8 protein-coding genes are annotated in these 10,662 nt (G+C 31.4%); 4 read left to right on the forward strand and 4 right to left on the reverse strand.

Features of this window, described 5'->3' with window-relative positions; all coding sequences use genetic code 11:
- A partial coding sequence (locus ACRBBL_RS20165) for a COR domain-containing protein (RefSeq protein WP_431370888.1) occupies positions 1-2,622 on the forward strand: 2,622 nt, incomplete at its 5' end.
- A gap of 224 nt (positions 2,623-2,846) precedes the next feature.
- Here ACRBBL_RS20165 and ACRBBL_RS20170 read toward each other — a convergent pair.
- The 4 genes from ACRBBL_RS20170 to ACRBBL_RS20185 are packed head-to-tail and all read right to left on the reverse strand — an operon-like array spanning position 2,847 to position 5,578.
- Positions 2,847-3,524, reverse strand: coding sequence for a response regulator transcription factor (locus ACRBBL_RS20170; protein ID WP_431370889.1), 678 nt, complete (start codon positions 3,522-3,524; stop codon positions 2,847-2,849).
- Positions 3,525-3,529: 5 nt separating this feature from the next.
- Positions 3,530-4,282 carry a sensor histidine kinase gene (locus tag ACRBBL_RS20175; RefSeq protein WP_431370890.1) on the reverse strand — a complete coding sequence of 251 codons (753 nt, stop codon included), beginning with the start codon at positions 4,280-4,282 and terminating at the stop codon, positions 3,530-3,532.
- The gene (locus ACRBBL_RS20180; protein ID WP_431370891.1) at positions 4,252-4,908 is read right to left on the reverse strand and encodes a hypothetical protein; all 657 of its coding nucleotides are present in this window, start codon (positions 4,906-4,908) and stop codon (positions 4,252-4,254) included. Before ACRBBL_RS20180 ends, ACRBBL_RS20175 begins: the two co-directional genes overlap by 31 nt.
- Positions 4,909-4,918: 10 nt before the next feature.
- Positions 4,919-5,578, reverse strand: a complete 660-nt coding sequence (locus tag ACRBBL_RS20185; protein ID WP_431370892.1) for a hypothetical protein — start codon at positions 5,576-5,578, stop codon at positions 4,919-4,921.
- A gap of 488 nt (positions 5,579-6,066) precedes the next feature.
- Here ACRBBL_RS20185 and ACRBBL_RS20190 point away from each other — a divergent pair, with 488 nt between their 5' ends.
- The 3 genes from ACRBBL_RS20190 (at position 6,067) to ACRBBL_RS20200 (ending at position 10,328) form a co-directional block, all read left to right on the forward strand.
- Positions 6,067-6,966, forward strand: a complete 900-nt coding sequence (locus tag ACRBBL_RS20190) for a hypothetical protein (protein WP_431370893.1) — start codon at positions 6,067-6,069, stop codon at positions 6,964-6,966.
- A 137-nt stretch (positions 6,967-7,103) separates the two neighbouring features.
- Positions 7,104-8,099 carry a type I glyceraldehyde-3-phosphate dehydrogenase gene (gene gap, locus ACRBBL_RS20195; RefSeq protein WP_431370894.1) on the forward strand — a complete coding sequence of 332 codons (996 nt, stop codon included), beginning with the start codon at positions 7,104-7,106 and terminating at the stop codon, positions 8,097-8,099.
- A 6-nt stretch (positions 8,100-8,105) separates the two neighbouring features.
- Positions 8,106-10,328, forward strand: a complete 2,223-nt coding sequence (locus tag ACRBBL_RS20200; protein WP_431370895.1) for a response regulator — start codon at positions 8,106-8,108, stop codon at positions 10,326-10,328.
- Positions 10,329-10,662: the final 334 nt, after the last annotated feature.

Here is a 10,662-nt window from a genome sequence, read left to right on the forward strand (position 1 = left end):
ATTGAAAACCTTGACAAACTAACAAATCTTTCTAAATTATATATTTATAATAATGAAATTACCAATATTGAAAACCTTGACAAACTAACAAATCTTTCTATATTAAATATTTATAATAATCAAATTACCAAAATTGAAAATATAAAATTATTATCTTCTATTGCAAGCTTAAAAAAGCTAACAATCCACAATAATCCTTTTATTGAAGATCAAGGTTTAGTTATAAGTGAGTTTGGAAATCATTTAGACATCATTAAAAGTGAATTACAAAAGTTGCAAGAAACACAAATTTCCATTCAACTTCCTGTAAAGGTCATGTTGTTGGGAAATCATGCTTCTGGGAAATCTACCTTATTGAAGTATTTGCAAACACAACAATGTTCTAAAGTTGAAAAAGATAAAAATTCAAGTACACATGTTTTATCTGTAGAACATTCAATAAAATTTATAGATGAAAAATATAAACTTCCTAAAGCTATTTATTATGATTTTGGCGGACAAGATTATTACCATGGTGTGTATCAAGCTTTTTTTACGCAAGAAGCCATCAACTTGTTAGTTTGGAATCCGAAAAGTGACGTAAATGAATTGTTAGCAAAAGACAGTAAAGCTTTGAGCACTCGTAATTACAACAGAGCGTATTGGTTGGCGCAATTGCAATACGCGTTTTTAAAACGAAATCAAAACCTTGCAGAGTATGATGATCCTTTGTTATTAATTCAAACACATGCCGATGAACATACTGCAAAACACAATTGGAACGAAGCTTTTGATAAAAACCAAGTGATTGATGAGTTTCACATTTCATTAAATATAGATTTTAAATCTCTTAAAAATGATGCCGGATTGCAGTATCTAACAGCTACGTTTTGGGATACGGTTGTACATCAAGCAAAAACAAAAGAAGAACCACATTGGTATCCAAAGTTTATACGTTATATAATCGATAATAATAGTTCAAAAGCGATTCCGTTAGATACCATTATAAAATATTTCAATCGCGAAATAACAGCTCAATTTACTGTAGAAGACAAGCAAAAATCACTACGAGCAGAATTAGAGCAATTGTCACGGAAAGGTATGTTGCTGTATTACAAAGAGGATAAATTATTAAATGATGTGGCTTGGTTGAATCCGTCTGCAACAGTTGCAAATATTCACAAGACTGTTTTATCAGAAAAAAGTATTCGGGACAATAAAGGAAGATTGACTACTAAAGAATTTCAAAAATTAGGCGTTACAGACAAAATAGAACGCTTATTACTCAAAGAAAAAGTACTATTTTTTGACAAAGGAAATAACGAATACATTATTCCCAACTATTTACCACTAACCTCAGAAGATGATGAAGTCTATAATTTATTAAAGTTTGATTTTAACAAACCAACCTTTGTATTAAAATTTGAACGCTTTATTCCGTTTGGATTCATCAATCAATTGATTTGTTATTACGGACAAAATCCTGAGAAAAAACAGTATTGGCGTGATCAGTTGATTTTCACATATTATAAAGAGTTTAAAGTGTGGATTCAATTGGATTTTTCCAAATTGACGATTTCTGTTTCTGTAAAACCTAAAACATCAAAACATCCAAAGTTAAATGATGTAGTGAAAAAGCTTTTTAGAGAAATTCTGTATTTATATTGGAGCAAAGAAGTTTTTGATGTAAAACTAAAAGATTTAGGATCAATTTTAAAAAAACCTACACATAATCAAATTAAAATAGGAAAAAAATTCATCAAAGGATTTACCGATAATTTTCTCTCAACCAGTAAAAGCATAACTGACATACCTGATGATTCTGAACATAATGTTATGGATATTATTTTAGAGTACAGACAAGCATTCGAAAAAGAATTTCGTGAAGATTTTGAAAAACTAACAAAACCCAAAGACTTATACATTTCCACAGATAATGAATATTTTGTGCATTACAATACTTTAGATGATCCTAAAACAAAAGAGAGTATTGCTTCATTTCCATTGAAAGAAGAAAAAAAGGATGGAAAAGTAACAGAATTCTATTTGGATAAAACCAATCCAAGAGCACAACGCAGTTACAAATACCGCAATTTTACCGACAATGAAAATATTAAACAAATGAAAAAAATATTTATTTCTTATTCCCGAGAAGATGTAGATTATAAGAATGAGTTGCGAAAGCATTTGAATATGCTGAAACGTTTTGATGTTGCCGATAATTGGAGTTGTGAAGATATTACGATTGGCAAATGGCACGATCAAATTCAAAAGGAATTGGAAGAAAGTGATTTGGTGATTTTTATGTTGTCGATTAACTTTTTTAATTCACAATATATTTTAGAACAAGAAGTCGTACATACAATGAATGCTATTGCAAATGGTTCAGACAAAAAAGTATATTCTATTATTGTTAGTGATTTTCCTGGCTTGGAAAATTTTGATTCGGAAGATTTAGACGAAACACAAAAAAGTATTTTAAAACTAGGCGATTACCAATATGGAATGTATGCACAAGAAAAAAGTGTCGTTTCTGGAAATACGAAAGAACGAATTATTAGCTTAAAAGAAGCTTCCAATAGAGGAATTATTGATACACAACTTACTAAGATTGTTACGAAGATTATGAAGGATATTAAATAGGGTTTTGGGTCTTTAAAAGTGTTTTTTATTTTAAGTAACAGATTTCCGTGCATTCTTTGGAACACTTGCAAAGACGTATCAAAAAGTCTGTATTTCAAAGCACTTCTCCATACAATTCGCTTTGGAAAATCACTCGAAGTGACGATTGTGGTTTTAAAGAAGTCTAACAATCTAAGAGCGATAGCGAGTCTAAAAATCTAACCTTCTAAGTAAGTCTAACAAGCCTAAATCAACGGAATTTCATTCGGTTCTATGTAGTTATTCTGAATCGCGTAAATGACCAAACCTGCAATGTTTCTAGCTTCCGTTTTGATGAATAAGTTGTTTTTATGACCTTCTACCGTACGTGGTGTAATGAATAGCTTTGCTCCTATTTCTTTGGCTGTTTTTTGGAAACAAATGAGTTTTAAAACTTCAATTTCTCTTTCGGTGAGTTTGTTTTTTTCGATTAATGTTGGCTTTGGGCTTTTGTGTGAAATCTGCTCACGCAAAACTCCCAATTGATCATCCATAAAATAGAATCCTTTGTCGTAGACTTCTTTGATAATTTCCAACAATTGCACAGGTGAAATTCCTTTAGGTAGAAACGCTGAAACTCCCGTTTTTAACATGAATCCCATAAAAGAACGCTTGTAATGTGACGTCATGAGAATTACGCGAATGCTTGGATAGTTTTTCTTTAAAAACTCTGTCACTTCCACACCATTAATTCCTTTCATGTTTAAATCGAGCACCATGACATCTGGCAAAGCATTATCTGTTGCCAATTTTTCCATTAACATTTCGCCACTATCTGCAGTATAACAGACTTCCATTTTTTCCTGACTTTGCAAAAAATCTTTTAATAATGATACTATTAATGCATCATCATCTACTAAAGCAATTGTTATAATATCTTCCATTTTATTTAGTTTTTAAATAGAAACATGTTCGAAGTTCCTTTTCCTATCTTAGATTTTACTTTGTGCATTCCTTTTAAGAATTGCACTCTTGTTTCTATGTTTTTAGTTCCTAAACCTTTGCTGTTTTTTTCTACATCGTATCCTTTTCCATTATCGCTTATACACAAAGCCATGTAATTTTTTGTTTGTTTTAAATGTAAATGCATTTGTGTAGCATTGGCATGTTTTATAGTATTTGTAATAATTTCCTGAATAAGACGCGTTATCTGTACTTTAAATTCTTCGGTATCGTTTATTTCTGCTCTAATATCATACGTAGTTTCAATTAACAAATGCTGTTCCCATGGATCTAGTAATTCTTTGATGAGCTCTGGAAGCTTTGTAAATTCAACCAATGGTGGACTTAAATCGTGAGAAATTCTACGCGCTATAGCAATACTTTCATGAAGTGCATCAATCGTTTTTTGATCTTTTTGCGTGATCTCTTGCTGCATTTTTATAACAGTTAACTTTCCAATTAATCCATCATGAATATCTGCAGCAATACGATGCCGTTCTATTTCTTGTGTTTTTATCGTAGTTTCTAATAGATTCTTTTGATAATCTAATTGAATTGCCGCTTCTTTTTCTTGCGCCTTTAATACTTTCTTGAAAATGGCACGTATCAAGAAAATAATCACGGTTAGTAATACAATAACAAATAGTGCTACGATACTAATCCAAAGAATTATTGTTTCTGGTTTCTGCCACGTTTCCATATAAAATAAGTTAGATATAAATAAAAAATCATCAATATAATAGCATTCGTAACAAAAACATAATCTGCCATTTGTCGATCAACATTCACCAAAAAATTTAAAGGCAAAAATGCTAAAAATTGGATTGCAAAAAAGCATAGTATCATACTATTTAGAGACAAATAATTAGTCTTGTGTTTATATAATTTTTCTTCTGTTTTTATCAATTCAAAGAAATAGACTAATGCTAAAAAAACAATTAATAAGGTTGTCAAAATTTTAGAATATGGTTGAAAAACTTTTACATCAAATGCTTTGATATATATAGAATCTGCTATTGTAAGTAGAATTCCAAAAATTGCCATGCCTAGAACTAACTTTTTCTTTTTGAGCAGTATATGATACAATTTCATAAAGACAAAAAGTTCTAACAACGTAAGCACAAAAAATAAAAAGAGATTATTGCCCAAAAACTTACCTAAAAAATATGCGACAAGAGCAATTAATAAACTTCCGCCAAGGTAATACGCCAGTAGTTTTGTAATCTTATCTAAACTTGTATAGTTATATAAACAAACACTCGTACTAAAGATTAGTACGAATGTTGGTGAATAAGTTATGATATCAAATAAATAGTTTAGATCCATTATATCGTGTTTATAGGCCTAGCAAAATTCCGAAATTAGCCGCTGCTGTACTCGAACCTGCATTGTTACTATATGGAGGAACTGGTCGCGCCATATCGGCAAATTGAGCTCCTAAAGTAGCATCGGCTGCAGACGGTTCTTCTATATTTAAAAACATGCCTGTAACCGTATTTTGTATAACTAAATCAACTGTATATTGACCTTTTGCTGCACTGGGCTTTAAAGATAAATAGCAATTATGTAGATCGTTCACTACAAAATCAGTTGTATGAATTACAAAAACTTGTACTGCTTGATCAAGTCCTGTTAACCAACCATTTCGTAATGTTTCATTACACCAGTTATTTATCCAGCCTACTAACGGTGAAGTTGAATTGCTTGTAACGCTTTGTTGTGTTGCATCAAGCGCAACAGATTCACCACAAGAATAAATAGTCTTATTTGATTTTTGATCTAAACCTGCTGGTATTACATAAAATTGGATTTTTCCTGAACTATCTAATCCAAAATAAATATGCAATCGTTCTGCAGCTTTCATTTTTGCGTTTAATGTTAATGGAAAACTATTCCCTGATTTCTCAAACAATGATATAATACCGTCAATTGGTGCACCTTGAGCAAGTGCACTCCAATTTTCAATACTAATTTCTGGGTCATTAAATCCTGACATAATAATTAAAGGTTTTAAAAGTTGTTATATGTTGATAACAACTTAGGGGTTAATAATAGCGTTCAAAATACATCAAAAAAAGGAAATAATTATACAGTATTTATCTGATATTGCTTTTATAAATACAAACGTTGCCAATACTAACTAATGCATTCAGATTACATAAAATTAAAGTCTGTCATTATTCCCTATTCTTTGACGTTGTAAATATCTAAAAAACAATACTGTACTACATGCGTAATTTTACGCAACTTATAGATATGGTAAAAATTACACACATTCCCAAAATACACTTGGATAATCTTACCTGATTGTTAAACACCGTAAAATGTACAGATAAAAATCTCTCTTTATTTATAGAATTTTACATCGTAATCAAAAATAAAAACAACACGATTACAATGTAGCTACCATTTAAAATACTAAAAAGGTGTGATCCGAAAAACCTAATAATAAATAGAGTAGGAATTTTTTAAAACATAACTATCATGCAAAATATATCAAACCCTTTCGTAAGAGATTCACTGAATGATTTAGGTCAAGAACCAAATAATGGCGCTTTAAATGTGAGTCCAGATATTATTCCAAGACAAGAATCTGTAAATCCAGTTTTTGTACAACAAAATTTTGGAGAAAAAACTTATGACGAAGATCAAGGACAACAAATAGAAGCTGGAGAAATTAATTATGTGTATGTACGCGTAAAGAATCCAGTAAGTCAACCTTTTGCAGTAGATGCGACTTTATACTGGGCACGCCCTAGTATGTTGCAATTTCCAACAAGATGGAACGAAATTGGGACAAAAAAGATAAACTTTATATCAGAGAATATCTTGGCAGCTGCTACACCTTACAATTGGACTCCAGATCAACTTCCTGACGTTGGTCATTATTGTTTAATTGTAGTACTTTCTGGAGCTGGTTTACCACCACTTCCTGAGTCATTTCCATCAGTAGAAGCTTGGTGGCAATTTTGTAGAGATCATAATACAGTGGCACAACGTAATATTGACATTGTGAACGTAAAAGCTGATCCAGTAGAAAAACTACTAGATATTACAAATCCTGATAATCAAAGACAATTGTATCAGTTTGAAGCAATTTGCAATGTTCCGCAAGGTTCGGTAGTTTCCTTATTTTCTAATAGTGTTGGAATCAGTCCTTCTATAGAAGTAAGAGATAGAATGATTACAGGCACTAATAATGGACAAACCTTATATCCGCATCAATGTTTATTACCTGCTAATTTTGATGGTGCTTTACAATTAACTTATGAGCCTAATGTTGAAGCGCAACCTGGAGATTACTCCATTGTTGTAAAGCAATATCTAATTCAGAATCAAGAACGTATGCATGTAGGATCGTATACTTTTGAATACAAATCGTAAACCTACTTTATTTTTTCCACGCAAACGCAATCTTTATCTCGATAAGGATTGCGTTTTTATTATTGAGTTAATCTAAAAATCTAAGAAATTTCCAGACAAAAAACCGTAATTTTGATACTTATAAAAATGGAATCCAGATGATAAGAATTGCTATTAATGGTTTTGGTAGAATTGGTCGAAATTTATTTCGTTTATTAATCAATCATCCAAATATTGAAGTTGTTGTGATTAATGATTTAGCAGACACACGCACTTTGAGTCATTTATTAAAGTACGATAGTATTCACGGTGTGTTGCCAAATAAAGTGAGTCATACAGATACCGAAATTTTAGTTGATTCAACATCATATCCTGTTACAAATATTTCAGACATAGCACAACTCAACTGGAAAACATTTAATGTAGATTTTGTTATTGAAGCTACAGGAAAATTTAAAACACAAACTCTCTTACAACATCATATTCAAAATGGAGCAAAAAAAGTAATATTATCAGTCCCACCGCAAGATGATGCCATTAAAATGGTTGTTTTAGGTGTGAATGAACATATTTTAGATGGTTCGGAAACAATTATCTCTAATGCTTCATGTACTACCAATAATGCGGCTCCAATGATTAAAGTTATTAAAGAACTGTGTGGTATAGAACAAGCATATATTACAACGATTCATTCTTATACAACCGATCAAAGTTTGCACGATCAGCCGCATCGTGATTTGCGCCGTGCGCGTGGAGCAAGTCAAAGTATTGTTCCCACAACAACAGGAGCAGCCAAAGCATTGACAAAAATATTTTCTGAACTTTCTGATGTTATTGGTGGTTGCGGAATTCGTGTTCCTGTGCCAGATGGTTCTTTGACAGATATTACATTCAATGTGAAAAAAGAAACATCTATTGCTGAAATAAATGCTGCATTTAAAACAGCGGCAGAAACCAATTTAAAAGGCATTCTTTCGTATACAGAAGACCCTATTGTTTCTGTTGATGTAATTGATAATCCGTATTCATGTACGTTTGATTCTTTAATGACTTCAGTGATTGGAAAAATGGTAAAAGTTGTTGGTTGGTACGATAATGAAATTGGTTATTCCCATAGATTAATTGATTTAATGCTATATATTTCAAATAAATAAGTATTTTTGAATAAATTCATCACTTACATGGTGTGTAAAGTAAAACACATTTTATATTTCTGGTTTGCTTTATTCTCTATATCGTCCCTAGCTCAATCTAATGAAAATATTAAGGACAGTATAGAGCGCGCTTTTATTGATGTATATGAATACAAAAAGAAAGCTAAGATGAATAATGCAATTGAAAAATTGACTTACATTTTAGATTTATCTGATAGTATTAAAGATCAAAAAAGCAAAGCACGCGCGTATATGTTGCGTGCAGAAATTGGTGTTGAAGAAAACTACAACAATTTTAATCCTACCGAGATAGAAAGTTATTTACGTAGAGCTAAACAAATTCAAGAAGAAATTAATGACTCGCTCGGACTTGGTTATAACTATATTTTAAAAGCGCTTACTGCTACGCGAAACACTTCTTATAGCAATGCTGACAAGCATTTTAGTGAGGCGGAAGTTATTTTTGATAAATACCAATCAACAGATGATATCAATAAATTAAAATATTATCGCGGTTTATTCTATTTAAGTCAAGGGATTAACAAGCGTGCTATTGAACGTTTTGAAAATTCTTTACCGATTAACGATCCGTATCAACCAAATTATTTACGTGCCAAAGTGCATCTCAATCTGGCGAAAGCCTACAAAAACATAAAAAACTACGAAGATGCAAAACTGAATGCAGAAACTGCTTTTAAAATTGCCAATTCGTATGGTTTTCCTGTTGTTAGACTGCAAAGTTCAAAAATTATCAGTGATACGTATGCTGGCTTGAATGATATTAATAATGCCTATCGATTTCAAAACATATACCTTAAAGTAAAAGATTCTATTTTTGACGAAGCAAGTCTTCAAAGTGCGGCAGAAGCAAATGCTTCTTTTGACAATGAGTTTCAAAAACGTCATATTTTAGAATTGGAACGCCAATATGAAGATTCCAATCAAAAAGGAAAACGTAATAAACTAACATCGATTTTAAGTTCGGCTTTACTTATTATTATTTCATTATTGACAATTTCACTTTATCGAAACAATCAAATTAAAGTAAAGACTAATAATTTACTTTTAAAGAAAAACTCAGAATTGCAATTGGCAAAAGATAATGCGGAGAAAGCAATGAAAGCCAAAGCACAATTCTTATCTACAGTAACTCACGAACTACGAACACCATTATATGCAGTAACTGGTTTGACGCACTTACTGATGGAAGAAAATCCTAGCGAAAGTCAGAAAGAACATTTAAAGTCTTTAAAGTTTTCGGGGGATTATTTGTTGACATTTATCAATGATATTTTACAGGTTAATAAGATAGAAGCTAGAAAATTAGCTGTTGAAAAAGCGCCATTGAATCTTAAAAAGGTGTTGAATGACGTGGTGAATTCACTCACGCAGACATCTAAAGAGAATAATAATAAAATCAACTTAAATATAGACGATGGTATTCCTGAGAAATTAGTTGGTGATTACTTAAAAATGTCACAAGTATTTATCAACTTAATTAGTAATGCCTTAAAGTTTACGAAAGATGGTATTGTTGAAATTTCTGCGAAGATTTTGGAAGAAGATGACGAGCAACAAAATATTCTGTTTGAAATTAAAGACAACGGAATCGGGATTTCCAGAGAAATGCAGGAAAATATTTTTGATAGTTTCTCGCAAGGTTCTGTTCAAATTAACCGTAAATATGGCGGTACAGGTTTAGGATTGACCATTGTAAAAAGCTTGTTAGAATTGTTGGAAAGCGATATTCAATTAGAAAGCAAATTGGGAGAAGGTTCTACGTTTCGTTTTCCGCTTATATTAGACAAACTCGCTCCAGAAGCAGTAAATACTGATACAGCTATCCAAGAAAAGACCGATCTTAAAAATAGAAAGTTCAAAGTATTATTGGTAGAAGACAACAAGATCAACCAAGTTATTACGAAGAAAATTATTGCCAAACAAAATATGACTTGCGATATCGCAGATGACGGATATCAAGCAATTGACTTTGCACGTAGTAATCGTTATGACTTTATTTTGATGGACATTCACATGCCAGGTATTAGTGGTGTTGAAGCTACAAAGGAAATTAGAAAATTTGATGTCTCTACTCCTATCATTGCCTTAACAGCGATTTCACTAGACGATAATAAAGGTGATTTCTTAAAAGATGGTTTCAACGAAGTAATTTCTAAACCATTTGATCCGGAAGTATTCTATCAAAAAATCTCAAACATTCTTACATAGAAGAGTTTCAAAAAATCTTATCAAATCAATTCATTAACAAATATTTAGCATTCAAAAAATAGTGAAATTTATTTTTTGGCACGCGGTTTGTTATTTACTAATTGAAATCAAAAAAAGCAATCACGCTTTGTTTTCATTTCACATAAATTTTGGATTGGTTAGTTAAAGAACAAGGCGAGGTAGTTACTCGCCTTTTTTTTATGATCTGGTTTTGAGTTTTAAACAATACAATACTTCCCTTGAATCTATTCGACATAAAACTACAAAATGAGGACAGATTTGCCTATATGTTAGAATGACTAAAGCAATATTATTGAAGTTCGTTCCATACTAT

Origin of the sequence: Kordia sp., assembly GCF_050633145.1 — a bacterium.
In the GTDB taxonomy this organism is placed as follows: Bacteria; Bacteroidota; Bacteroidia; order Flavobacteriales; family Flavobacteriaceae; genus Kordia.